This window comes from Proteus sp. HMSC14B05, assembly GCF_001808035.1.
GTDB lineage: Bacteria > Pseudomonadota > Gammaproteobacteria > Enterobacterales > Enterobacteriaceae > Proteus > Proteus mirabilis.
In genome coordinates this window covers 34,296-60,224 of record NZ_KV791983.1, presented here as the reverse complement: position 1 = coordinate 60,224, position 25,929 = coordinate 34,296, and the positions used below count along the sequence as shown (strand labels likewise).

Genomic DNA, 25,929 nt, shown 5'->3' with positions numbered 1-25,929 from the left:
CATTGGCGGCTTTGCACATCGCATCAGCGGCTTCGATACATGCCACTAACCCTTTAGTTTCAATCAGACCTAATGCATCACCCATTTTTATTTCCTCCAGGAAGCCGTTTAACGGTTTACAGTTACCCATCATGTCTGCGTGGTGATTTTTTAAACGCAGACCTTGGTTTCAAATTCACTATAACGGCTAAAAATAAAAACAACATATAAATCCATAAAAGATAAACATATAGTTTTATATTCTGATATTTATGCTTATTTAGCCTTGTTTTTATTTATCTGTGCTGTTAATTGCCTTTTTTTATCTGTTTAAATTTATAAAAAAACACACAAGGAAGATGAAAAAAAAGACAATTTAAGTTTGTTAGAAGGATGTTGAAAAGGTGCAAAAAGGCAGTACAAATCAGTGGGAAAGATGTGCGGGATATCACTAATATTTCAATGCCAGCTCAAGGATGAGAAAAAGCTAAATCTAGTCTATATACAAAAAGTGCTATTTCTAGGTTAGCCCTTTATGTCTTAAGCCGAACTCATTATGCGGCGTCCTTAGCAGGCATAAATAGTCAATGTTTCCGTCGATGGGGGGACAGTATGAGAGAGGGAATATTCGCAAGAATACGTCGCAACGCTCGCCCAATATTTATTGAGCGAGAAAGTAATGTGGATTTTTAATCGAATTTACTGCCGGGTTTTAAGGTACAAATATAGAGTGGGGAATTGAGCGAACTGAGTAATAACGTTTTTTCATTTAGCTTTTGTGCATTAATAAATAATCCATCATGACTATCTGACATTTCACGCATAAAATAATCAAAAATAACATCGGGAGACTCATCAATTGAGGAGGCACTAGACTCCCATTGACTGACAAAATAGTGACGCTCGGTGGGGGAAACCCGCTTTGTGGTGTAATCAAATTTCACATAACGTTGTAAATAGAGCCAACCCGCTTTAGAGGTAGTATACCCCTCAACCACAATAGAGCCTTTGCCATTAGCACCAAAAGAGAAATGAATATTGCCATTCACATTCTCATCTTCCATATTTTCAAAGCGCATAATGCCCTTTGTTGAACAAACCATCATACCTTCATTTTTGATAGTTAATAATCTTGTTGCTGCATAAGTGGCGACCAAGATAAAAATCAGGGCCGATAAAAAACATAAAAGTTTCCCTGAGATTTTCATTAGTATTTCCAAGAATAGTAAAAGTAATTATCGCAATAGCTAAATGGATTATCTTCGTTCTTAGCGCAATGCGCTAAAAAGACACGCCCTAAGCCATTAGTTTGTAATTTATCACCATAGAAAAAAACAAAGCGCTCCCCTTTCACACACTGTAAATTAAGCTTCTTTCTTACAGCGTCAAAATTGCGAATATAATTATCACTGACAGAGGAGTTAATCATGGCCTCGTTAGAGAGTAATTCACAATCATTATGGGTGAGAGGTGTTAATGTGATAGGCTTGGATTGATGCTGATTTAAAAAGATGATCACCACAAGAAATATGGCGCCAAATAAAAAACCAATACTGGCTAAATACCAACAAATTTCTGGCTTTTGTGGCGATGTTACCGGTAATTGAGGCTCTTTTTCTAATTCACTGTCTAGATTATCAGGCTCGGATGATAACGATGTCTCAATGGGTGATGCGGTATGACTTTTATTTGCTTCACCTTCGTGCTCATTTGTTTGCGTAACAGGTAACAGTGTTGAGTCATCAATTAATTCAACAGAGATATCAGGATTAAACTCTAGTCGCCCTTTGGCGATAGTGACAATAATATTTTCAATACCATAATGACGAAATGTTTTACGCAATAAACTTAAATATTGGTTTAAATTACTATTTGAAGAAACTAGCCCATTGTCATCCCACACGCGTTTTAATACTTCATCACGATTTACTACACCGGGATTTTGAATAAAATAAAAGAGTAACGCATTAGCGGTAATAGACAGATGTGTATCAACGTCACCTTTTTCTAACGATATCGCGCCATCCGTTGCGTCGTAATAAATTGAGGCATTTATTCTGTATTTCATTGTGCCCTCATTCATCCTAATTAACATGACTGATTTGCTGTGTCGGCCATATATTCAAATGTCATTTTTAATAATCTTTCAACTAATGCACTACGCTCTTGTTGTGAAATCGTAGGGCCTTCTGTGAGTTCTGATAACCAAAGGCCATCGGCAGCATAACGAATTAACGTACCTAAGTAGCTATTATCAAGTTTATCGCCTTTGGCTAAATGGCCTAACATCCAATCACGCCAACATTGACGCATTATTGGCTCGTTAGGCATAGCTAAAGAAAGTATTGCCAATTGGCGACTTTCATCTGACTGTTTAAGATCAGAAATATAGGTTAAGTAAGCGCGAGAAAAGCGCCCTGCTTCTATCGGATCGTTGGCCATAATTAACGCAATTCGTTTATCCATAATACCGAGTAAGCGTTTGAATACCGCCTGTATCAGTTCTATCTTCCCAGGAAAATGGTGCAATAATCCGCCTTTACTGACACCCGCTTCTTTGGCTACGGCATTTAAAGATAAAGAAGCAATTCCTTCATTCGCCACAATAATACTTGCCGCTTCTAATAACTGCTCTTGGACGCGGATAGGATCTTTTTTTCGGTGATGTGCGGTTGTATTCATGCGTAGGATAATACCGACCAGTCGGTATGTTCCTTATTGATCAAAATCAAGCACTATTAGAGTGAGCCTTATTATATGCCAATAATGTTGTCAACTTCACATTACTTTATTTAAAACCAAATTTAATTTTAAATAATAAAATTATTTTATAGTTTTGATCTCAATAAAATATTTAATTAACAACAAAAAAGAGAACTTGATAATTATCAATTAAAAATAAGGATAAATAGTCATTAAGATATTTAAATAATGTGGTAACACAATAAAACACTCTTTCTCTCATAGAGAATAAATTAAAGGTGCCTTTAAAAGGGCGATTATTTGTTTGTTTTAAAATAAAAAGCCCTCTTTAAATCTAAAGAAGGCCTTTCTATTATTAATTAAATTACTATTACTTAATCGTTATTAATTAACTATTATTAATAACGGTTAAAAACTGGCGTTTAATGCTTGTTCTAGATCAGCGATAATATCGTCTATATGTTCAATACCAATTGAAAGTCGAATTAAATCACGCGAAACTCCCGCGCGTTCTAGCTCTTCATCATTGAGTTGGCGATGAGTGGTTGATGCAGGATGACAAGCCAAGGATTTAGCATCACCAATATTGACAAGACGCACAATCAATTTCAATGCATCGATAAATTTCGCACCCGCTTCAGCACCACCTTTGATACCAAAAGAGAGAATACCAGCAGGTTTACCTGACATATAACGTACCGCTAAATCATGCTCTGGGTGGCTGGTTAAACCTGCATATTTAACCCAGACAACTTGAGGATGATTTTGCAAATATTCAGCAACTTTTTGCGCATTTTCAGTATGACGCTCCATACGTAACGCTAATGTTTCTAGACCTTGAAGAATTAAGAAGGCGTTAAATGGCGAAAGGGCGGCTCCTGTTCCACGCAATGGAGCAACACGGCATCGCGCAATATAAGCAGCCGCACCAAAGTGCTCAACATAATTAACCCCATGATAAGAGACATCCGGTGTATTGAGGATTTCAAAACGATCTTTATGTTCAGCCCAAGGAAATTTACCTGAATCAACGACGATCCCACCAATAGAGTTACCATGACCACCAATATATTTAGTGAGTGAGTGAATAATAATATCAGCACCATGCTCAAAAGGGCGACATAGGTAAGGCGTTGCTACCGTATTATCAACAATTAAAGGGACACCATGACGATGAGCCACAGTGGCGAGAGCTTGAATATCAACAATATTACCACTTGGATTAGTGATAGATTCACAAAATACCGCTTTGGTTTTCTCATCAATTAACGCTTCAAGTGCCAGCAGATCATCATGGGGGGCAAAACGCGCTTCGATACCGATACGGGGAAAAGTATGTGCCATTAAGTTATATGTACCACCATAGAGTTTCGCAACCGACACAATGTTATCGCCCACTTGTGCAATGGTCTGGATAGCATAAGTAATCGCAGCCATACCCGATGCCACAGCAACTGCCGCAATCCCTCCTTCTAAGGCGGCAACGCGTTGTTCCAATACATCATTGGTTGGGTTCATGATACGCGTGTAGATATTGCCAGGTACTTTTAAGTCAAATAGATCAGCACCATGTTGCGTATCATCAAATGCATAAGAGGTGGTTTGGTAAATAGGCACCGCAACAGCTTTGGTGGTTGGATCAGGTGAATAACCAGCGTGAACAGAAAGTGTCTCAAGTTTCATAGCAATCCCTTTGTTCTTATCATATAGGTAGCATCTAAATAAAAGTTAGATCTTTTAACTTATAAGTAATATAGATAAGCGGATATTAGCCTTGTCGCATAGTGAAAAAATTTCAACTTATACCAATGAGACTTTTTTAAAATCGAGAGTATTTATTCAAATACCCCCAATTGGCACGAAAATTTGACTTAAGAACCCTGTTTTACATTCGATTTGCTCGTTTTTGGCATTTTTGTCATTTTTTGACGAGTCGCTAACCAACAAATTAAAGAGCCGCCTGTCACCATCATAACGCCTTGCCAAAATGAAAAAGAGAGTGCTGTAGAGAGTAGTAGGGATGAAAAAGCCGTAGAAATTACCGGAGTAAAATAAGAAAGCGTCGCTAATAATGTCACATTACCGCTGATCATTCCTGCCGTCCACGCCGCATTAGCTAACCCTATCGCAGCCCCAGTAATAAGTAACAGTGAGATACTTTTTACATTAACCACCCACTCGATTGGAGCAGAAAAAATATATTGCCCCCAAAGTGCCAATGCCGTTAAGAAAAAGAAAGGCACAATACCATTATGTCCCCCCGAAATAAGACGAGTCACATTACTGTAAAATGCCCATAACACGGCGCCGATAAACGCCAAAATATAACTGAGAGGGTTACGACAAATATTATTCCATAAGCTTTCTATTGTCAGTGGATTATCACCACTAACAACCCAAACAAGCCCACTGAATGAGCATAATAAACCCACAATCAATAGGATAGAGAATCGCTGTTTATTTAAGAACACCGCTAATGCCAGTGTAAAGCTGGGCCATAAATAGTTAACCATGCCAAGCTCTATAGCTTGTGCTCTATCACTAGCAAATCCTAGCGCCAACGATAAACAGATTTCATAGCTAACAAATAAAAGTGCCCCCCAAGCAAGGTAACGCTTAGGAAAAAGAGATAACTTAGGTACCCCTAAGATCAAAATCAAAAATAGCGTTCCCGTTGTGTAAATCAGCGCAGCACCCCCTACCGCACCAAAATACTCACTGATATTGCGAATTAACCCAACAATGGTACTCCAAAGGAATATCGCCACAATGCCATAGAGTGTTCCTTTTGATGTACTGGAAATCATGTTTATACCTTCAGATTTAAGTTTTTCTCTATATAGCCGATAGTAAAACAGAATCGGGATAATTGCTTGAATTACTCACTCCCTATAGAAGAAGCGCACTCGAAAATGAAACATTTTGTTACAATTAATATAGCAAATTAAATATATTGATTTACTCCCAATACGAGTAATAAAAGTATCTTTTATTTTTATACGATAAAAATACGCTTTGTAATTTCCAATAAAAATGAATAAACAATATTTCTATTTTATTTACAAATAATAAATTTTAATTTTAAAATTTACTTAAATGCCCCCTTTCAGCGTGCTTTTTTGCTTAACAAAAAGCCATTTTTCGTTTCATTTTATAAAAAAACTATCCATAAAATACATTTTATGAAACATCATCTTATAAGTATAAGTACGCTATCTTTTTACGATGCATCAGATAAATGATGAGATAGATGTAATAAAATAAAATAAAAAACCAAGCAATATCAATCAGATAAGAAATCACTCACAAAACATTAGACAAAATAATATATTTTTCTATTTTTTAACAATTAAATATTACCGATAGTTGAGCAGATATTAATAGAATTTATCTATAAAACCAGCAAAAAACGATCGTTTAAAACGATTTCTCTATTTTTTTTACCACATTTATAATTTTTGTAAATTTGACTTAAGTGAATATATGGCAATTTATTCGTTTTCACGAAGATTGCTATCGCTCGCTTTTGTTTTAATAAATAAAATAGTCTTATTTGGCATTTTCCAAAAATAATTTAATCCTTGTTTTTTATTATTAATAATAAAAACAGAATTAAATATTAGCTTATTTTATTAAGCTAAGTATTAAATATATATTGAAAATATAGGAACATTTAATGAAAAAGTTATTATTATCTGCAATTATTACTTCAGCAATGGCCATAATTGCTACACCTGCCCTAGCAGAAGATACTGGTACACCAGCACCAACAGAAGTTACAGTTAATGGTGGTACTATTAACTTTGAAGGTTCTGTCGTTAATGCTGCTTGTGGTGTTGATAGTAGTTCAAGTAACCAAACTGTTCGTTTGGGTCAATTCCGTGTCGCTGAATTCACTAAAAAAGGTGATGAAACAGGACGTATTCCTTTTAGCATTAAATTAAATAACTGCGATATTACTGTTTCATCATTAGCAGCAATTACCTTTAACGGTACAGCTTCTGATGGTGATGCAACTGCATTCGCATTACAAGGCAGTGGCGCAGCAACCAATGTAGCGTTAAAAATTACCGATTCAAGCAGCAAAAATGTTGTTCCAGGACAACCTTCTTCAACTCAAAAATTAATCGAAGGTGAAAACCAATTAAATTATAACGCTTCTCTTATTTCCACTGATGATACAGTGAAGGCAGGTAGCGCAAACGTTACAACTAACTTTATGGTGACTTACTCTTAATCACTTCATCACTTTTGATTGATGTCTTATCGCCAAGGACGGCCTATTTTTATCAAAAGTATTATTACTCCATATTCATTAGCTAATAAATATTTATTATGAAAAAGATATTTGCTTTTATTATTTTTTTATTCCCACTTATTGCTTATTCTAATGGTGTTTCATTAGGTGCTACGCGTATTATTTATAATTCTAATATTAAACAAACTAATCTTGTTGTGACTAATTCAGATAAAGAGAATAGTTTTCTAATTCAATCATGGGTATCTGATAATCAAGGTAATAAAAATAATGATTTTATTGTTACCCCTCCTTTATATATTCTTGACGCTAATAAAGAGAATGCTTTAAGAATTATGTATACAGGTGAACCTTTACCTGCAGATCGCGAAAGTTTATTTTGGATGAATGTCAAAGCTATTCCTTCTTTAGATGAAAAGCTTGCTAATGAAAATACACTACAAATTGCCATCCAGAGTCGGATAAAGCTTTTCTACCGTCCTAGTGGATTGTCCGCTTATACTGAAAAATATGCCAATGAAGTGACTTTTTCCTATAAAAATGGGGAGTTAATTGCCCATAATCCAACACCTTATCATATTACTATGGTCAATTTAGCCGCAGCCGACAGTCAACTTCCTTCAAGTATTATGATTAACCCATTTTCACAATTAACATTAGGAAAAGTTAATCAGAATGCTAATACCATTTCATTCCAAACCATTAATGATTATGGCGCACAGACTCCTGTTTTAAAAAAAGAAATCGTTCATTAATCACAGCATCTTTTTCAACCCTGTTGGTCAAAAACCATGGTTAATAAGAATACTAATAAAGATATCGTTTATTTTCTCTTTCCAAGTGTCATTGCATTGTCATTGACGCTGTCCTTTTCATCATATAGCGCAAACCGATTTAATCCTGCATTTTTGGCTGACTCTCCTGATGCCGTCACCGATTTAAGTTATTTTGAAGCAGGCAACCGCATTAAACCCGGTGATTATCTTCTTGATATTGTTTTTAATCATGAGTATCTGCGTAGTGAAAATATTCATTTTATTAGTCAAGATAACCATGTTATTCCTTGTTTAAATCGAGATGATTATCAATCACTCGGGATCAATATTAAACTATTTGCTGATTTTGAGAAATTCTCGGCAAATGAATGTATTGATATTGAAAAAATCATTCCAGATTCTGTTGTTAATTATGATATTGAGAAACAAGCTTTAAATATTCAAGTCCCTCAAGCCGCGTTAGATCTGAAAGCGCGCGGTTATATTCCACCAGAAAAATGGGATAACGGTATAACAGCAGGTATTTTAAATTACACCTTTAGTGGCGCTAATAGCTGGGGAAATTCTCATAATAATAGCTACTATTTAAATCTACGTAGTGGGATCAATATTGGTGCTTGGCGATTACGCGATTATTCCACTTGGAATTCGTCAAACGGGAAAAACCAATGGAACCATATCAATACCTATCTGCAACGCAATATTGTGTCATTAAGAAGCCAATTACAAATTGGTGATAGTTATACCTCATCAACACTTTTTGACAGTGTTAATTTCCGAGGTATTTCATTAGAAAGTGACGACACTATGCTACCTGATAGCCAAAGAGGATTTGCACCTGCAGTCAGAGGTATTGCTAAAGGCAATGCTAAAGTGGTGATCCGCCAAAACGGTTATGTGATTTATCAAACCTTTGTTTCTCCGGGTGCTTTTGAAATCCGTGATCTCTATCCAACGTCAAATAGTGGCGACCTCTATGTCACCATTGAAGAAAATGATGGTAGCAAACACAGCTATGTTGTGCCTTATTCTGCTGTACCTATTTTACAGCGAGAAGGCCAAAAACAGTTTGTCATCCAAGCCGGTGAAATACGCCAAAATAACCAACATAAAAAACCTCGCTTTATACAAGGTCATCTTATTTATGGCTTACCCTATGACACCACTGTCTATGGCGGTGCATTAGCAACAAAAGATTACCAATCTTATGCCCTAGGAGCAGGTAAAAATATGGGTACCCTAGGTGCCTTCTCTACCGATATCACCTTTGCTCATAGCCAATTGCCAAATAACTCAACATCAGATGGTTATTCTTTACGTTTTCTTTATGCCAAGTCGTTAAACCAATTTGGCACAAACTTTCAATTGCTCGGTTATCGTTACTCTACTTCGGGTTTTTACACATTAGATGAGACATTAAATACACGTATGTCCGGTTATCTGTATGAAGATAATCAAAAAAAACCGTTGAGTTATTTTAATTTGCATAATCGCAAGAAAGGGAGCCTACAAATTAATTTATCACAACAACTGGGGGATTATGGCTCTATTTTTATGATGACCAACTGGCAAAATTATTGGGGAACTAATGAGAAAAATGTCCTAGTACAAACCGGCTACAATGGCAATATTAAAGGGCTCTCTTATAACGTCATTTATAGTTATAACAGAATGATGAATAGTGGTCAGCGTGACCAAACATTGTCTGTGGGTCTTTCTATCCCATTACAATTGCTAATGCCGACAAGTTATCAATCCATCAATAGCACTTATCTCACATATAATTACAGCCACAATAATAACGGTTACTCGACACATAATGCGGGGATTGCTGGTACATTATTGGAAGACAATACCCTTAATTACAGTGTTCAACAAGGTTATAGCAATCAAGGCGGAAACTATACCGGTAGTGCGGCGTTGGGTTATCAAAGTCGCTATGGCAATTTAAATGCTAGCTATAACTATCATCAAGATGCTCAACAAATTAACTATAGCCTCGCTGGAGGTATGCTACTCCATAGTGGCGGATTAACCTTAAGCCAACCCTTAAGCGCTAATGCCATTTTAGTAGATGCTCGTAATACTGCGGATGTACCGATTGATAATGCGACAGGGGTTTATACTGACTGGCGAGGGTTTGCCGTTATTCCCTATGCTACCGCTTATCGACAAAATCGAGTGGCATTAGACACCACCGCATTACCCGATAATGTTGAAATTGAGCAAAACATTAAGCAAGTGATCCCAACACAAGGCGCCGTCATTAAAGTTCAGTTTGATGCTAAAAAAGGGTATCGCTTATTACTGACGCTACAACACCAAGGTCGCCCACTCCCTTTTGGGGCAATAGCAACTGATAAACAAAATCATCTGTCCGGTATTGTTGGCGATGATGGCTTACTCTACTTATCGGGTGTCCCTGATTCAGGAAAATTAGAGATCCGCTGGGGGCATAATGCCTCTCAATACTGTCAAGTGAACTATCAATTACCCGCCTCTCAACTTGATGAACCTTTTGTGAAAATGACACAGGAGTGCCAATAATGCACAAATTAATGCTTATTGTAGCGTTGTCATTACTGTTTACCACTAAGGGATCTGCTTACGATACATTGGTACACATTAATGCCAGAGTAACAGGAAACACATGTACGGTAGAGACAAACTCAAAACGTATTACCGTAAAATTAGGCCAAATCGCCACAAAAGATTTTATTTCTACGACGATAACGCAACAACGTACGCCTGTTATCCCTTTTAGTATTAAATTAGTCGATTGCCAACCTGAAGCCAGTGCTGTGAAGGTTAGTTTTAATGGTCGTGCCGATCCTATTGATAACGCCTTACTCGCCATTGATGCAACGGGTGCCAAGGGAGTTGCCATTTCCATTATGGATAACTCAGGAGCTTCCATCGATATTAACGATAAAAGCCAGTCTTATACCTTATTGCCTAACCAAGATAATACCCTGCAATTTTATGCTCGCTATGTAGCGACTCAACTTCCTGTTCAAGCCGGATCGGCGAATGCAACAGCAACCTTTTTACTGGAGTACCAATAATGACACGCTCTTTTTCTTTCTTCACATTGCTGGTTTCTCTTCTTTGTATCCCGAGCCAAATGGCATGGGCTATTGCAGATCCATTAGTGGTAACCCCTCCACCTATGAATTTTGATGGTGCCGCCGATGGTACTCCCGCAGGAACGCCCATCACGTCAACTTGGATAGGTGAAACCTCTGTCCATAATGGTTTCAAATGTGAGAAGAAATTTTTGCAAAAATGTTGGGTTGAAACCCTCTATGCTAATGCTACTGGTTCAAAAATTAGCGGGATCTACTATTACGAAGGTAGTAATCGTTATCCTGTTTATTCACTCCCCGGAGTTAAAGGTATCGGCTATGCTTTTGGTTTAAAAGATAACAATGATAGTGTTGCTTACGTACCTATTGATGTTGATAACGGTTCGGGTGCAACGGTGATTTATCCTGCAGTAGGCTCTACCGTTAACCATAATGTGGATCGCGTTTCACTGAAAGGCAAAGTCGTCTTTGTGGTGACAGATAAACATCTTGAGACTGGCGTTTATAACATTCCATATACAGTTATCGCCAATACATGGTCTGAATATGGTGGAGGCCATAAAGGCAATAATACCTCTATCGTAGCAATTAACCCCGTCACTATTACTATTAAAGCTCGAGGCTGTACCGTAAATACCAAAAATCTCACCTATGAATTAGGTGATATCTCAATGCGAGATATGGCAGCCATTGGTTCAACATCAAAAAGTCAGGCTAAACCCATCTCTGTTACATGCGATAGTAATGTGCATTTATATGCCAGCATGACCGATCAGTCTACCTATTCTAATAATACAGATATCCTCACACTGACATCAGACTCTGATGCTTCTGGTATTGGTATTCAATTTTTCTTTAATGATAATCCAACTCCCGTGGTGTATGGCCCTGATATCAGTGCGATAGGACAACCTAACCAACGTTTACTCCATATAACAACTTCTAACAACGAAAACTACATATTAAACCTGTCAACTCGCTATATCACGACTGGGACACTAAAACCGGGTAAAGCAAACGGATTAGCCAGTCTCACTTTTTCTTATCAATAATGATTTGAATTTTTAAGGCTGATGAAATGATTGATAGCAGCAAAACGATTAATTTTCGTATAGGACAACGAATACGTCACTTGCGAAAAAATTTAAAATATTCGGGGAAACTATTTGCCAAAGAGTTAGGCATAAGTCAGCAACAACTTTCACGGTATGAACGAGGAACAAATAGGATCAGTATTGAGTTTGTTTATTTAATTACTGAAAAGTTTGATGTTCATATCAGCTATTTCTTACAAAGTAACTATATGATTAATATTGAGCAACAACGAAATATACAAGAAAAAAACAGCCTGCTGATTGCCGAGGCTTGTATAAAAAATGGCACTAATCGCCCTTAACTTAATTATCCTTTCGGTTCAAATACACACTGTCATCTATTTTATCGTTGATTTAATGATAATGTTCTCTTTTTTCTATACAAAATAAGAAGCCACCGTTTAACGGTGGCTTTTTGGTACTGATAAACTTAATTAACGACCCGCTTTCAGTTTTTGGTAATAGCTTTCGTATAAAACCGTCGCTTCACCCACATCATTTTGCCATTCGCCTTTACTGATAATCTCTTCACTAGGGTAAAGTGAGCTATCTTTTGTGATAGCTTTTGGCAATAATTTTTGTGCCGCTAAATTAGGTGTTGGATAGCCGATATTTTCAGCCACTTTTGCAGCAACTTCAGGGCGTAATAAGAAGTCGATAAGCTTATGCGCACCTTCAACATTTTTTGCATTTGCAGGAATAGCTAAGCTGTCCATCCAGAAGATACCGCCCTCTTTTGGCCATACCAACTCAATAGGAGCACCGGCTTCTCGCGCAATAAATGCAGAGCCATTCCAGATCATCCCTAGATTCACTTCTCCTTGCATATAAGGATTGGCAGGATTATCCGAATTAAAAGCCAGTACATTAGGCATCAGCTTTTGTAACTCTTTATAGGCTTCTTCAATCTGTTTTGGATCTGTGGTATTACCTGAATAGCCTAATTTTAATAAAGCCATTTGGAATACTTCACGTGCATCATCCGTTAACAGTAAGCTATCTTTATATTCCGGTTTCCATAAATCAGCCCATGAAGTAATGCTACTTACATCAACTTCATCACTATTAATCCCTATCGCAGTCGCTCCCCAAATATAAGGGATTGAGTAGTCATTTTGAGGATCGAATGATTTATGTAATAAACTTGGGTCAAGATTATCAAAATTACTGAGCTTCGATTTATCAATCTTCTGTAGCATCCCCTCATGGCTCATTTTAGAAATAAAATAAGTTGAAGGAACCACCAAATCATAAGCACCATCTTTATAGGTTTTTAATTTGGTATACATGCTTTCGTTAGATTCGTAGGTGGAGTAAATCACCTTAATCCCAGTTTCTTTTGTAAACTGTTCCAGCAATCCTGGCGGTACATATTCCGTCCAGTTATAGAAATAGATTGTCTTACCATCATCAGCCGATGCTGTACCAATACTTAATGCCATTACACTGGCAGCAAGTACAGAGGACCACTTTTTCATTTAGGCTTCCTTCAGTGGTTGATGCGTTAATATCAAATAGGCGTAACGCCTACCTCCAACAGATTTGGTCATCAAGACCGTAAAAAGTGCGAGAAACTCGCACTAATACTTTTAAATTACGCTTTGCCAGTTCTATCTCGTAAGATCAACTGACTAATTAATACTAATACTAATGATAGCCCTAAAAGGATGGTTGCCAGTGCATTCACTTCCGGTGAAACACCCACTTTTACCATTGAGTAAATTTTTAATGGTAAAATTTCATAGCTTGGTCCAGTCACAAAAGAAGAGACAACCACGTCATCCATCGATAACGTAAAGCTTAATAACCAACCCGAGGCTACTGCTGGCATCGCTAATGGCATAATGATTTTACGTAAAATAGTAAATTCACCCGCCCCTAGATCCTTAGCGGCTTCAAGCATTTTGACATCAAAACCACTGAGTCGCGAATAGACCGTGACCACCACAAAAGGCAGACAAAAGGTAATATGCGACACCAGTAATGACCAAAACCCTAAGGAAATGCCTAATAGCATAAATAAAACCAATAATGAAATCGCCATCACAATATCTGGCGACATCATCACCACAAACAGCATACCACCAACAAACTTTTTACCACGAAAACGATAACGATAAAGCGCCACCGCAGCCAATGAACCAATTAACGTCGCAAAGGTTGCTGAGGTGACTGCCATCGTTAATGAATGCCCTGCAGCTTGTAGCAGGCTGTCATTATTTAATAAAATGGTATACCAGTCAGTGGTAAAGCCTTTCCAGTTGATCCCGAAACGTGATGAGTTAAAAGAGTTAACTATCAGAATGATAATCGGGATATAAAGATACGCGTAAATGATGGACATAAATCCACCCCGCAATAACCGTCCTATCATTCTATTTCTACCTTCTTATGCAGTAGTTTTACGGCTCGGTAATACACAAATAGCATTAACCCCATCACCAGTGTTAAACAGATACTGGTAGCTGCCCCAAATGGCCAGTCGCGAATATTTAAGAATTGGCTCTTTATTACGTTACCAATAAGTAGGTTTTTCGCGCCCCCCATTAAGTCCGCCACAAAGAATAAGCCCATGGCAGGTAACATTACCAATAAACAACCTGCGATGATCCCCGGCATAGTTAATGGGATAATAATACGAATAAAGGTCTGTAATTTATTCGCACCGAGATCTCGAGCCGCTTCCAAACAGGGTTTATCCAGTTTTTCAATGCTGGAATAGAGTGGCAGAACCATAAAAGGTAATAAAATATAAACCAACCCTAATACTACCGCCTCTGGGGTATAGATAATCCTTAGCGGTTTATCGATAAGCCCTATCCACAATAGAAACTCATTAAAATAGCCTTTCGTACTAAGAAAAATCTTTAACCCATAAATACGAATAAGTGAGTTAGTCCAAAAGGGAACTATTAATAAAAACAGCAGTAATGGTTGTATTTTCTTAGGCATTTTTGCCAGAAAAAAAGCAAAAGGATAACCTAATATTAAACAAGCTAAGGTCGCTACCAATGCCATATTAATAGAGTGCAGTAATACTTCTGCATACATTGGATCAAATAAGCGATAATAGTTATCGAGTGTAAAAACCATCTCGACTAAATTCGCATCATCACGGGTTAAAAAACTGGTGGCGATGATCATGATATTCGGTAAGAAGACGAACACCATTAACCAACCCACAACACCAGTAATAACGATGTTTTGAAATAGTTTACGTGTTTTCTTCATCAGCCAGCACGACCTCCCAGCTCTCAACCCAAGTTACCGCTATCTTTTGGTCTAACGAGTGATCAACATCCGGATCATCTTCATTAAAGAATTCACTCACCATCACCATCTTGCCATTTTCCATTTCAACAACAGAATCTAGCGTCATGCCTTTATAGTTACGTTCACGAACATAACCGATAAGTCCCGGAAGGTTTTCAAGATCGTGTATCTCTTCAACGCGCAGATCTTCTGGTCTGAGTAACACTTTCAGTTGCTGATTTTGAGTAACAGGTAATTGCGTATAAATATCGCATTCGTGCCCTTCAACATCCGCTCTAATACGTGTCTCATCAATACGATGTAGGACACGTGCATCAAAGATATTGATTTCACCTATAAATTGAGCAACGAATAAGTTAGTTGGCTCTTCATAGATTTCTCGAGGCGTGCCGTCTTGCTCAATACGCCCTTCTTTCATTACCACGATCCTATCTGACATAGTCAGTGCTTCTTCCTGATCGTGGGTGACGAAAATAAAGGTGATCCCCAGTTTTCGTTGTAAGGCTTTTAGCTCATTTTGCATCTGCTTACGTAATTTGTAATCCAGAGCAGACAATGATTCGTCTAACAACAATACCTTCGGCTTATTGACCACCGCCCGTGCAATCGCGACGCGTTGCTGTTGACCACCAGAAAGGTGAGCAGGACGGCGTTGGGCAAAGTCCTCCAGTTGCACCATACGTAACGCTTCCATAACGCGACTATTGATCTCTGCAGCAGGTGTTTTCTGCATACGTAGACCAAAAGCCACATTTTCAAATACGGTCATATGGGGAAACAGGGCATAACTTTGGAAAACGGTATTTACAAAACGCTGTTCTGCTGGAATATGGGTAATATCCTGTCCATCTAGGATAATTTGTCCATCATCCGCGTCTTCTAAGCCCGCAATTAAACGTAATACCGTCGTCTTACCACAGCCTGAAGGGCCGAGTATGGTTAAAAACTCGCCATGGTTGATAGTCAGATCGAGGCGGGAAATGATTTGTTTTCCGTCGAAACCTTTACTTAAGGATTTTAATTCGACTAGTGGTGTCAGAGATGTTTTCTCAGTCATTTAAGGTAATACTCTATCCCGAAGAATAATGCAGATAGAACCGCCGCCGGAAAAGACTGTGTGAGCTGCCGGAGCAGTATGCTCCACAGAAGCCCAAAACCAGCAACGCCGTATGTATAGTACAAGGGGCAAATGATAAACGTAGTGAGGTAAAATTGAAAGCAAAAAGGTACATTTCTTATGAAAAACTATTCATTTTTAAGCTTTTCATCATAACTCTCGACTTTGTTATAAAAAACAAAAAATAGAATATAATCAAATAATTAATAATAAGCATAAATACTAATAAATTATTTTAATTTATGATTAAATAAATTTTTTATCACAAATCATTCTATCGCGGTATTTTCAAGTCTAAAACAGACTTAAAAAAGATTATTTTCAGCAAGATAAATACTAAAAATACCTTCCATAGTCTTAAGCCATAGAAGGTATCCTTTCTATTAATTATATTGGATTAAATTTTTTAAATGTAAGATGGCATTATTTACATTAGGCAAAGGGCCTATCTTTTCATTTAATGATGGATAGGTTCCTGTTTTAATCAGTAGCTCTCGCATCTCTATTGGCGTTAACACCGTGTTGGTTTTATCTTTATACCAAGATTGAATAACCGCAGCCGCCCCCGCGACTAATGCACAGGCTGATGATGTTCCACTAAAATTAGCCATATATTTGTTATTCCCGTCACCATGAAAAAGATCACCATATCCGGCAGTGGTCACATCTTCTCCCCATGCTTGCACATGAATGGGGGAGCCATGCGTTGAGAAAGGTAAACGATTTAGCGTATAAGGCGAGCCCGCACCGACACGTATAGAGTGGTTATCGCTACGTTGACGATAGCTATCATAAAAAGGTAAATCGAGATCAACCCCCCCATTGCCGGCAGCCATGATCACAATAATCCCCGCTTCTGTTAATGTACGAGTTGCCTCCCAGATATGCATTTCATAATCAGCAGGAACATAAGCATGATGTTCACAAACTGTCTGCATCTCATATAAAACAATATCACCCGCGTGTAATTTCTGTTTACTGGCAATAATTGCTTCAATACGACCACTGCTTAATTCTGATATGGCATAAAACATATCTAATTTATAAGCAAGCCCAGTAATACCTTTACCGTCTTTTTTCCCCATAATTAACCCCGCCACTGCCGTACCATGGTCGGCTTGATCGGTTTTTTCAGTTAAAGGAAAAAGTGGCGTGATATTATTAGCTAACAAATCGGGATGTGATAAATCAAAATCCCACTCAATATCGGCCACCTGTATACCTTGTCCATAAGCATTTTTATTCCAAGCGTCTATAATACCTAACCCAGTTATTTCATTTGATTTTATTTTGGGGGTTTTTAAATAATGCTGATGGCGAGTTAAATCCGGCGTAATATTAGGTGGCTGTACAGGTAATTTTGGAATTTTTTGCACATATTCTATATCAGGATGTTGTTTTAATATTTTAATAATTTCATCTAATGTATATGTGTTATCATTGGGTAAATTTAAATAATAGTAATCATTTAAATGATTTGATGTAAGAGAAAGATGATTTTTAGGTGGTAATTGTGATGACGATAATACTGGAACAAAAGAAATATTAGATAAAAATGTATTATATTGATTATGGTAACCAGAGCGTAATAGTTTTTTATTTTGATCAAGTGAATGTATATTTTTTAGTTTGACTAGTATTTTCCTTTCAATATTCATAACCAATGCTCCTTTTCTATTTTTTATTTTTACTTTTGTTTTATAACGTAGATTTTTGAGCATTGGCTATTTTCATTTTTAATAGCATTGAGATAAATTTAATTATTAAGATAATATACTGTGTATTTATACTCATTAAATAATTTAGTTTTTCTTAGACAGGATGCACTTCCATTTGAATGGGATCAAAGATCCAGACCAGTGAGTGCACAATATAAATCTTTTTCATTGTTTTACTTGAGTCGCATTGGGATGGTTGCCTTGAGCTGAGGCTGGTTTTGGAATGAAAGTAACATCAATACCAACCGTTAAAGGCCAAGCTTTTCGTCTCTTTTGCATTGATTGGTTGGTGTAAAATATCTGATGTGACTTTTTACAGCGTATAATCGCATAATTTGCTGTCACACTAACGACTTCACCTTTGCGTCTGGTGTTGATTTCATGTCTTTCTTTCCATTTAATGATATCTGGAACAGAATAAAGTCCCGATGCTAACATTTTACTTCGCCATAGCGTATGTTGAGTGCAAGCTATTCCCATCAATTTGTCGTTGTCTATGACAGATAATAACTTTAAATTGTTAGGGTTAATCCAATGAATGACTTTTAAGCATCGTTCGTAATGTGAAATAACCATATTTATGCTGTCATCAGAATCAAACAAATCTATTGCTTTCCAGATAGGTTCATGGTGCGCAATACGATTTCTAAGCCTATTTATTTCAAATAAATTTGAGCTAATATGGTTAATACTCAAAGAGGTACCATTTAAGTCCTTAGCATATGGAAAAACAAAATTATTAAGCTTTGGCCAAAGCTCGATAATAGGAGGATTAGCAAGGGATTGGCTTGAACGATGATTCTTGTCTGTTAAGTGAACCCAAAAACCAAATGTTAGTTTCGCAATTAGATTATCAGGAGTAATAGCTTTACCCTCTCTAACTAAATCCTTCTTAGCTTTAACTATCTGTTGAAACCCCTTACTATTATTTTGATTTGTATAAGAATTACTAAACCAAAACTGGTCTATTTTGGCTTTCTCTTTAGCCCAATCTTGTGGTTGATAATTTGCTTCGACTAACTGCTCATGGTATTCGATGTAAGCATTATTGATAGCATTACGCAAAGAGACTTCTAATACTTGAAGTACTGGATAAAAGAGACCTGATAACTGTTTATTCCACACATATAACCCTAAGCTTTGTTCATCGCTTACATCGCATAAGTGTGGTTGTTTGTAAGTAGAGAGTCGAGAGTTAGATAGCATCTTAATTATTGATTTTACAGGCATATTGATATTCCACTCTGATGATAAAAAAGTATATCTATACATCCGATGAAGAACAAGCTACTTGACATCAATCGGGAATTGACTAGAATCTAATCATCGACGGAAACGTCACTAGATTGAAAGCGCGGTACAGTGTGAAGCTGGTTGGTCTTAGACCCCGTTAGCGAGATATTTTCGAAGGGCTCCTTATAGGTAGGAGCCCTTTTCGATCTAATAACTTATCCATTGATATCTTAAGCACAGTACTCTGTTTCTGTTTATTAAGTTCAACCCTCTAATAATTAAACCTAGATTAGTTCATCAATAATTAAGCTTCGTACATAAAATCTAATTATATCGGTCTCGTTTTAGGGAAAGATCACACCACCTGCTCTATCACATTTTGTTATGCTATAGTAAGCCATCTCGATATAAATCCTCTCTTACTCTCAGTAAAACACCAAAATCTGGTGTCCTCATTGGTGTCCTGATAAAGAGAAAACACACTAAAATGGGTTATAATGCACGAAAATACACCAACCGATAAAACACTAGAAAACAAGCAAACACAGGGCACTCAAGGGAATTACCCACTTAATCGCTTCTCTGTTGCACCTATGCTCGATTGGACTGATCGCCATTGCCGTTATTTCTTTCGCCAGCTTACCAAAAATACTTTGCTGTATACTGAAATGGTCACAACAGGTGCCATTATTCATGGCAAAGGTGATTATTTAAAATATAGCAACGAAGAGCACCCGATCTCATTACAGCTTGGCGGCAGTGATCCACAAGCGTTAGCGCAATGTGCAAAATTGGCACAAGAGCGTGGCTATGATGAAATTAATTTAAATGTAGGTTGCCCTTCTGATCGGGTACAAAATGGACGTTTTGGTGCTTGTTTAATGGGTGAAGCACAACTCGTTGCAGATTGCGTGAAAGCCATGCGTGATGTGGTCGATATTCCTGTGACGGTAAAAACACGTATTGGCATCGACAACCAAGATAGCTATCAATTTCTATGTGATTTTATTGATACCGTCAGCCGTGATAATAACTGCGATACCTTTATTATTCATGCTCGCAAGGCTTGGTTATCGGGATTAAGCCCCAAAGAAAACCGCGAAGTACCTCCTTTAGATTATCCTCGTGTTTATCAATTAAAACGTGATTTCTCGCATCTCACTATGGCAATTAATGGGGGAATTAAGTCACTAGAAGAGGCGCAGGAGCACTTAAAATATATGGATGGTGTTATGGTAGGTCGCGAAGCTTATCAAAATCCCTCAATATTGGCTCATGTGGATCACGTGCTTTTTGATAATCAGTTACCTGTTGCTAATGCCGTCGCTGCCGTAAAAGCCATGTATCCTTATATTGAAAAAGAGCTCTCACAAGGCACTTATTTAGGTCATATCACCCGCCATATGTTGGGAATTTTCCAAGGTATTCCTGGGGCGAGACAATGGCGTCGTCATTTAAGTGAAAATGCCCACAAACAAGGTGCTGATTTAACCGTGCTAGAGAATGCGCTTAAGTTTGTGACCGAAAAATAGTCCTTTTTAACCCGTGATAAAAATCCATCTTACTCAAATTGCTTAATCAACTATTTAGTTAATCAGTTAATAAAGATGGATTTTTTATACTTGTAACCTTTAAAAACTATGGGATCAATAGACTTGAACCTTGAGATTGACGACTTTCAAGATAACGGTGTGCGGCTTTAGCATCAGCTAATGCAAATTTCTGATTATCTGGCACACTGACATCAATTTTACCACGACCAATTAACGTAAATAGTGCTTCACTTGCTGCATCTAACTCTTCGCGCGTCGTAATGTAGCCGGAAATAGAAGGACGAGTAACATAAAGTGAACCCAATTTATTAAGAATACCTAAATCAACCCCTGTTACCGCACCAGAAGCGTTACCAAAACTGACCATTAAGCCTCGGCGTTGCAAACAGTGCAACGAATCCAACCAAGTTGCTTTGCCAACAGAATCATACACAACGGGTACTTTTTGGTTATTGGTGAGCGCAAGGACACGTTCAACAATAGATTCAGTTTGATAGTTAATCACTTTCCATGCACCTGCGGCCTTAGCTTTAGCCACTTTCTCATCACTGCCTGCAGTACCAATCATTTTAGCGCCAATCGCTTTCGCCCATTGGCTGGCAATTAGCCCGACGCCACCAGCCGCTGCATGGAATAAAAAGGTTTCCCCTGCACGTAATTTGTATGTTTCATTGAATAGATAATAAACCGTTAATCCTTTCAAAAAAGAGGCGGCGGCTTGTTCAAAAGAGATATTATCAGGCAGGCGAGCTACTTTATTTTCTGGTACATTATGCGTATCGCTGTAGGCGCCTAATGGAGATTGTGCATATACAACTCTATCCCCTTCTTTAAGTGAAGTAACATGAGCGCCTGTTTTAATCACAACACCGGCAGCTTCAGTTCCTAAGCCACTTGGGAAATGCTCTACTGGATATAATCCGCTACGCACATAAGTATCAATATAATTAATGCCAATGGCTTTATTGGCAACCTGTACTTCGTTATCGCCTAGAGGGGCGGGGGTAAATGAAGTTAGCTCGAGTACATCGGCATTACCATGAGCTGCAAACTGAATGCGTTTAGCCATCGTAATCTCCTTTATAAGATTGATGATTGACCTAGGATTATATAAACCAGCGTTGTAACGACCTGTAGAGATAATGACAAATGATCGTTATTTCTACAAGGCACAGATTATTGGGTTAGCGTATACTAATGCGCTGATTGATATTTTTTCGACTTTGTGCAGGATTTATGGCCAGAAACAAGACCACTGACAAGCTAATGTCTGAGATAAAAGATCGCCAAATGGAAGGGTTGAAGCTTCCCCCCCATTCGCTAGAAGCCGAACAATCGGTGTTAGGCGGTCTAATGATAGATAACGAGCGTTGGGATAATGTCTCCGAGCGTGTCACTGCCGATGATTTTTATAGCCGACCTCATCGCACTATTTTTGCGCAAATGCAGCGTTTACTTGAGCTGGGTAAACCTATTGATCTGATAACCTTATCAGAAGCACTAGAACAAAACGCAGAATTAGAAAGCGTTGGAGGCTTTGCTTATTTAGCAGAACTATCCAAAAATACGCCAAGTGCAGCCAATATTAACGCTTATGCCGACATTGTACGTGAGCGTGCTGTCGTTCGCGATATGATCAAAGTCGCCAATGAAATTGCTGATGCTGGATTTGATCCCCAAGGACGCACCAGCGAAGATCTGCTCGATTTTGCTGAATCTCGCGTCTTTCAAATTGCCGAAACCCGCGCCAATAAAGATGAAGGGCCAAAAGCAATTGATGCCATTTTAGAAGAAACCGTTGAAAAAATAGAGCAACTCTACCAAAAACCTCATGATGGTGTGACGGGGGTATCCAGTGGCTATCAAGATCTGGATAAAAAAACCGCCGGACTGCAAAAATCAGATTTAATTATTGTCGCAGCACGTCCTTCTATGGGTAAAACCACCTTCGCGATGAACTTATGCGAAAATGCGGCAATGACGGAAGAAAAACCTGTACTTATCTTTAGCTTAGAGATGCCAGGTAACCAAATCATGATGCGTATGCTCGCTTCATTGTCTCGCGTGGATCAAACCCGTATTCGTACTGGGCAACTTGACGATGAAGATTGGGCGCGTATTTCAAGTACCATGGGTATTTTGCTTGAAAAACGTAATATGTATATTGATGATTCCTCTGGTTTAACCCCCACCGAGGTGCGCTCTCGTGCCCGAAGAATTTATCGTGAACATGGCGGTTTAAGCCTAATCATGATTGACTACTTGCAGTTAATGAGAGTACCTTCATTATCTGAGAACCGAACTTTAGAAATTGCTGAAATTTCACGCTCTTTGAAAGCATTAGCTAAAGAATTACAGGTTCCTGTTGTCGCTCTGTCACAGTTAAACCGTAGTTTGGAACAACGTGCTGATAAGCGCCCAGTTAACTCTGACTTACGTGAATCCGGCTCTATTGAGCAAGATGCCGACTTGATTATGTTTATCTATCGTGACGAAGTTTATCACGAAAATAGCGACCTAAAAGGGGTGGCAGAAATTATCATTGGTAAACAGCGTAATGGCCCTATCGGTACGGTAAGACTAACCTTTAATGGTCAATGGTCTCGCTTTGATAACTACGCAGGCCCTGCTTACGACGACGAATAACCATCCACCTTGACGGAATAAAAGGAAATAGAGAAATAACATGAAAGCGGCAACCGCAGTAATAGATCGCCGCGCTCTGCGTCACAATTTTCAGCATGTGAGAGACTATGCACCACATAGCCACCTGATAGCTGTCGTGAAAGCAAACGCTTATGGTCATGGGTTATTAGAAACAGCATATACTTTAATGGATGATGCTGATTGTTTTGGCGTAGCACGTATCGGTGAAGCTTTAACATTACGTAGTGGGGGGATTGTGAAACCCATCCTACTACTTGAAGGCTTCTTTGATGCTGTTGATTTACCCATTTTGGTGGTTAACCATATTGAGACTGTTGTTCATAGTGAAGAGCAACTCGAAGCGTTAGAAAATGCTGATTTAGAAGAACCCGTAAAAGTCTGGATGAAGCTCGATACTGGAATGCATCGTTTAGGCGTCCGTCCTGAAGAAGCTGAGGCTTTTTATCAACGACTTTGTGCTTGTAAAAATGTCCAACAACCCGTCAATTTGGTCAGTCATTTTAGTCGCGCGGATGAGCCTGATATTCCTGAAGTCACACAAAATCAAATTCAGCTATTTCAAGCCTTTATCCAAGATAAAGCGGGTGATAAATCTATCGCAGCTTCTGCGGGAATTTTATTTTGGCCACAAGTCCATTATCAATGGGTTCGCCCTGGGATCATCACATACGGTATCTCACCAACGGGTGATAACAGAACAGGTAAAGACTTTGGTTTAACCCCGGCAATGACACTAAAAACGAGCCTTATTGCGGTTCGTAAACATAAAGCAGGTGAACCCGTTGGTTATGGTGGTACATGGGTAAGTGAAAAAGATACTTATCTGGGTGTTATTGCTATCGGTTATGGTGATGGTTACCCACGTAGTGCACCTTCTGGTACTCCTGTTTGGATCAACGGTCGAAAAGTGCCGATTGTTGGACGCGTTTCTATGGATATGATCAGCGTCGATTTGGGATCTGAGCTAATTGATCGTGTCGGTGATGAAGCTATTTTATGGGGAGATGTGCTACCCGTAGAAGAAATTGCCAAATATAGTGGTATTAGCGCGTACGAATTAATTACCAAATTAACTTCGCGCGTCATTATGGAATACCTAGACGAACAATAGCACACAAGATATTGTATCTATCTGGCACACAAAAAGTGATTGGAGAATAAAAGCCGTGTTTCAACAGGTTGAAGCGTTTGCGGGAGATCCGATTCTCTCATTAATGGATGTCTATAATAAAGATCCACGTCAAGATAAAATTAACCTAAGTATTGGTCTTTATTATGATGAAGAAGGCAAAACCCCCATTCTAGGCACTGTGTCTGTGGCGCGTCAGCAGCTTAATGCGATGACACCTACCGCAACACTGTATTTGCCAATGGAAGGACTCGCCCCTTATCGCCACGAAGTACAGACTCTCCTTTTTGGTGCTGATAACCCGCTTATTGCAGACAAAAAGATTGCTACCATACAAACATTAGGTGGCTCCGGAGCGCTAAAAGTCGGCGCAGATTTTCTACATCGCTATTTTCCAAGCTCTGAAGTTTGGATCAGTGATCCCACTTGGGACAATCATGCGTCTATTTTTGCGGGCTCCGGTTTTAAAGTAAATTATTATCCTTATTTTGATCCCGAAACCAAAGGGGTCAAATTCGATGCATTAATAGATTGCTTTAAAAAACTTCCTGAAAAAAGCATCGTACTGATGCACCCATGTTGCCATAATCCAACAGGATCCGATCTCACCAAAGCACAATGGGATCAGGTCATTGAGATCCTCAAAGCGCGTCAAGCAATCCCTTTCCTTGATATTGCTTATCAGGGATTTGCTGAAAGTTTAGATGATGATGCTTATGCGGTTCGCGCTATGGCAAAAGCAGGGTTACCTGTATTAGTCAGTAACTCATTCTCTAAAATCTTCGGGATTTATGGGGAACGGGCGGGTGGCTTATCGATTGTATGTGATAACGCGAAAGAGTGTGAGCATGTATTAGGGCAATTAAAAGCGGGCGCACGTCGTATCTATTCAAGTCCTGCTAACTATGGCGCACAACTGGTTAATCAAGTTTTATCAGATCATGTATTAACCGCACAATGGCAAAAAGAAGTGGCTCATATGCGTGACCGCATCAAAGAGATGCGTGTAACTTTAGTTAATGCCTTAAAAGAAGCATTACCTGAGAAAAACTTTGATCATTTATTAACACAACGCGGTATGTTCAGTTATACCGGCTTTTCACCAGAGCAAGTAGATAGATTACGTGAAGAGTTTGGTATTTACCTGATTGGTACAGGTCGTGTTTGTATGGCGGGTGTCAATAACAATAATGTGCAGCGCATTGCACAAGCCTTTGCAGCCGTCAGTTAATTAATATAACCAACCATTCGTTGCTGATATTAGCTTAAAAAAATACCTGCCTATTTTCATAAGCAGGTATTTTCTTTACTGCATTACAACATTTTTCACTGTCTTTTTAGGT

22 protein-coding genes and 1 pseudogene are annotated in these 25,929 nt (G+C 38.4%); 10 read left to right on the top strand and 13 right to left on the bottom strand.

What is annotated here, in order from left to right; genetic code table 11:
* From HMPREF3129_RS18865 to yddG, 6 genes and pseudogenes are all read right to left on the bottom strand, one after another.
* Positions 1 to 85: pseudogene (locus tag HMPREF3129_RS18865) on the bottom strand (BMC domain-containing protein); the annotation flags it as partial.
* 583 nt (positions 86 to 668) lie between these two features.
* Positions 669 to 1,187: a FidL-like protein gene (locus HMPREF3129_RS06035; protein ID WP_004245872.1), complete on the bottom strand. Its 519-nt coding sequence runs from the start codon at positions 1,185 to 1,187 to the stop codon at positions 669 to 671.
* Entirely contained in the window at positions 1,187 to 2,047 is an 861-nt protein-coding gene (locus HMPREF3129_RS06030) for a transcriptional regulator (protein WP_036919169.1), read from the bottom strand. Before HMPREF3129_RS06030 ends, HMPREF3129_RS06035 begins: the two co-directional genes overlap by 1 nt.
* Positions 2,048 to 2,067: 20 nt before the next feature.
* Positions 2,068 to 2,661, bottom strand: a complete 594-nt coding sequence (locus tag HMPREF3129_RS06025; RefSeq protein ID WP_004245875.1) for a TetR/AcrR family transcriptional regulator — start codon at positions 2,659 to 2,661, stop codon at positions 2,068 to 2,070.
* Between the two features lie 429 nt (positions 2,662 to 3,090).
* A complete protein-coding gene (locus HMPREF3129_RS06020; protein WP_004250120.1) occupies positions 3,091 to 4,365 on the bottom strand; it encodes a bifunctional O-acetylhomoserine aminocarboxypropyltransferase/cysteine synthase in 1,275 nt (424 codons plus the stop codon).
* 188 nt (positions 4,366 to 4,553) lie between these two features.
* Entirely contained in the window at positions 4,554 to 5,489 is a 936-nt protein-coding gene (gene yddG, locus HMPREF3129_RS06015; RefSeq protein WP_004245877.1) for an aromatic amino acid DMT transporter YddG, read from the bottom strand.
* An 869-nt stretch (positions 5,490 to 6,358) separates the two neighbouring features.
* On the opposite strand from yddG, the gene HMPREF3129_RS06010 reads away from it, so the two are divergent.
* The 6 genes from HMPREF3129_RS06010 (at position 6,359) to HMPREF3129_RS05985 (ending at position 12,198) form a co-directional block, all read left to right on the top strand.
* Complete coding sequence (locus HMPREF3129_RS06010; RefSeq protein WP_004245878.1) at positions 6,359 to 6,919, top strand: fimbrial protein; 561 nt, start codon at positions 6,359 to 6,361, stop codon at positions 6,917 to 6,919.
* Positions 6,920 to 7,017: 98 nt separating this feature from the next.
* A complete protein-coding gene (locus HMPREF3129_RS06005; RefSeq protein WP_004245879.1) occupies positions 7,018 to 7,695 on the top strand; it encodes a fimbrial biogenesis chaperone in 678 nt (225 codons plus the stop codon).
* Positions 7,696 to 7,731: 36 nt separating this feature from the next.
* Complete coding sequence (locus tag HMPREF3129_RS06000) at positions 7,732 to 10,263, top strand: fimbria/pilus outer membrane usher protein (RefSeq protein WP_052124571.1); 2,532 nt, start codon at positions 7,732 to 7,734, stop codon at positions 10,261 to 10,263.
* Positions 10,263 to 10,781 carry a fimbrial protein gene (locus tag HMPREF3129_RS05995; RefSeq protein WP_004245882.1) on the top strand — a complete coding sequence of 173 codons (519 nt, stop codon included), beginning with the start codon at positions 10,263 to 10,265 and terminating at the stop codon, positions 10,779 to 10,781. The genes HMPREF3129_RS06000 and HMPREF3129_RS05995 overlap by 1 nt, the downstream gene beginning before the upstream one ends.
* Entirely contained in the window at positions 10,781 to 11,854 is a 1,074-nt protein-coding gene (locus tag HMPREF3129_RS05990; RefSeq protein WP_004250113.1) for a fimbrial protein, read from the top strand. Before HMPREF3129_RS05995 ends, HMPREF3129_RS05990 begins: the two co-directional genes overlap by 1 nt.
* 26 nt (positions 11,855 to 11,880) lie before the next feature.
* Positions 11,881 to 12,198: a helix-turn-helix domain-containing protein gene (locus tag HMPREF3129_RS05985; RefSeq protein WP_004245886.1), complete on the top strand. Its 318-nt coding sequence runs from the start codon at positions 11,881 to 11,883 to the stop codon at positions 12,196 to 12,198.
* A 132-nt stretch (positions 12,199 to 12,330) separates the two neighbouring features.
* Here HMPREF3129_RS05985 and potD read toward each other — a convergent pair whose 3' ends face one another.
* From potD to HMPREF3129_RS05955, 6 genes are all read right to left on the bottom strand, one after another.
* Positions 12,331 to 13,374, bottom strand: a complete 1,044-nt coding sequence (gene potD / locus HMPREF3129_RS05980; protein ID WP_004245887.1) for a spermidine/putrescine ABC transporter substrate-binding protein PotD — start codon at positions 13,372 to 13,374, stop codon at positions 12,331 to 12,333.
* Between the two features lie 116 nt (positions 13,375 to 13,490).
* Positions 13,491 to 14,270, bottom strand: coding sequence for a spermidine/putrescine ABC transporter permease PotC (potC, locus tag HMPREF3129_RS05975; RefSeq protein ID WP_004245888.1), 780 nt, complete (start codon positions 14,268 to 14,270; stop codon positions 13,491 to 13,493).
* Positions 14,267 to 15,127 carry a spermidine/putrescine ABC transporter permease PotB gene (potB, locus tag HMPREF3129_RS05970; RefSeq protein WP_004250112.1) on the bottom strand — a complete coding sequence of 287 codons (861 nt, stop codon included), beginning with the start codon at positions 15,125 to 15,127 and terminating at the stop codon, positions 14,267 to 14,269. Before potB ends, potC begins: the two co-directional genes overlap by 4 nt.
* The gene (gene potA / locus HMPREF3129_RS05965) at positions 15,111 to 16,226 is read right to left on the bottom strand and encodes a spermidine/putrescine ABC transporter ATP-binding protein PotA (protein WP_004245891.1); all 1,116 of its coding nucleotides are present in this window, start codon (positions 16,224 to 16,226) and stop codon (positions 15,111 to 15,113) included. The genes potB and potA overlap by 17 nt, the downstream gene beginning before the upstream one ends.
* A 443-nt stretch (positions 16,227 to 16,669) precedes the next feature.
* On the bottom strand, positions 16,670 to 17,944 hold the full coding sequence (locus tag HMPREF3129_RS05960) for a S8 family peptidase (protein WP_230506950.1): 1,275 nt from the start codon (positions 17,942 to 17,944) through the stop codon (positions 16,670 to 16,672).
* Positions 17,945 to 18,169: 225 nt separating this feature from the next.
* Complete coding sequence (locus tag HMPREF3129_RS05955) at positions 18,170 to 19,234, bottom strand: Abi family protein (protein ID WP_036919175.1); 1,065 nt, start codon at positions 19,232 to 19,234, stop codon at positions 18,170 to 18,172.
* Positions 19,235 to 19,734: 500 nt separating this feature from the next.
* On the opposite strand from HMPREF3129_RS05955, the gene dusA reads away from it, so the two are divergent.
* On the top strand, positions 19,735 to 20,769 hold the full coding sequence (gene dusA / locus HMPREF3129_RS05950) for a tRNA dihydrouridine(20/20a) synthase DusA (RefSeq protein WP_012368489.1): 1,035 nt from the start codon (positions 19,735 to 19,737) through the stop codon (positions 20,767 to 20,769).
* 106 nt (positions 20,770 to 20,875) lie between these two features.
* Here dusA and HMPREF3129_RS05945 read toward each other — a convergent pair whose 3' ends face one another.
* Complete coding sequence (locus HMPREF3129_RS05945; protein ID WP_004245895.1) at positions 20,876 to 21,859, bottom strand: NADPH:quinone reductase; 984 nt, start codon at positions 21,857 to 21,859, stop codon at positions 20,876 to 20,878.
* 167 nt (positions 21,860 to 22,026) lie between these two features.
* On the opposite strand from HMPREF3129_RS05945, the gene dnaB reads away from it, so the two are divergent.
* The 3 genes from dnaB to HMPREF3129_RS05930 are packed head-to-tail and all read left to right on the top strand — an operon-like array spanning position 22,027 to position 25,817.
* Complete coding sequence (gene dnaB, locus HMPREF3129_RS05940) at positions 22,027 to 23,436, top strand: replicative DNA helicase (protein WP_004245896.1); 1,410 nt, start codon at positions 22,027 to 22,029, stop codon at positions 23,434 to 23,436.
* A gap of 40 nt (positions 23,437 to 23,476) precedes the next feature.
* Entirely contained in the window at positions 23,477 to 24,568 is a 1,092-nt protein-coding gene (gene alr / locus HMPREF3129_RS05935; RefSeq protein WP_004245898.1) for an alanine racemase, read from the top strand.
* A 55-nt stretch (positions 24,569 to 24,623) separates the two neighbouring features.
* Positions 24,624 to 25,817: an amino acid aminotransferase gene (locus HMPREF3129_RS05930; RefSeq protein WP_012368490.1), complete on the top strand. Its 1,194-nt coding sequence runs from the start codon at positions 24,624 to 24,626 to the stop codon at positions 25,815 to 25,817.
* Positions 25,818 to 25,929: the final 112 nt, after the last annotated feature.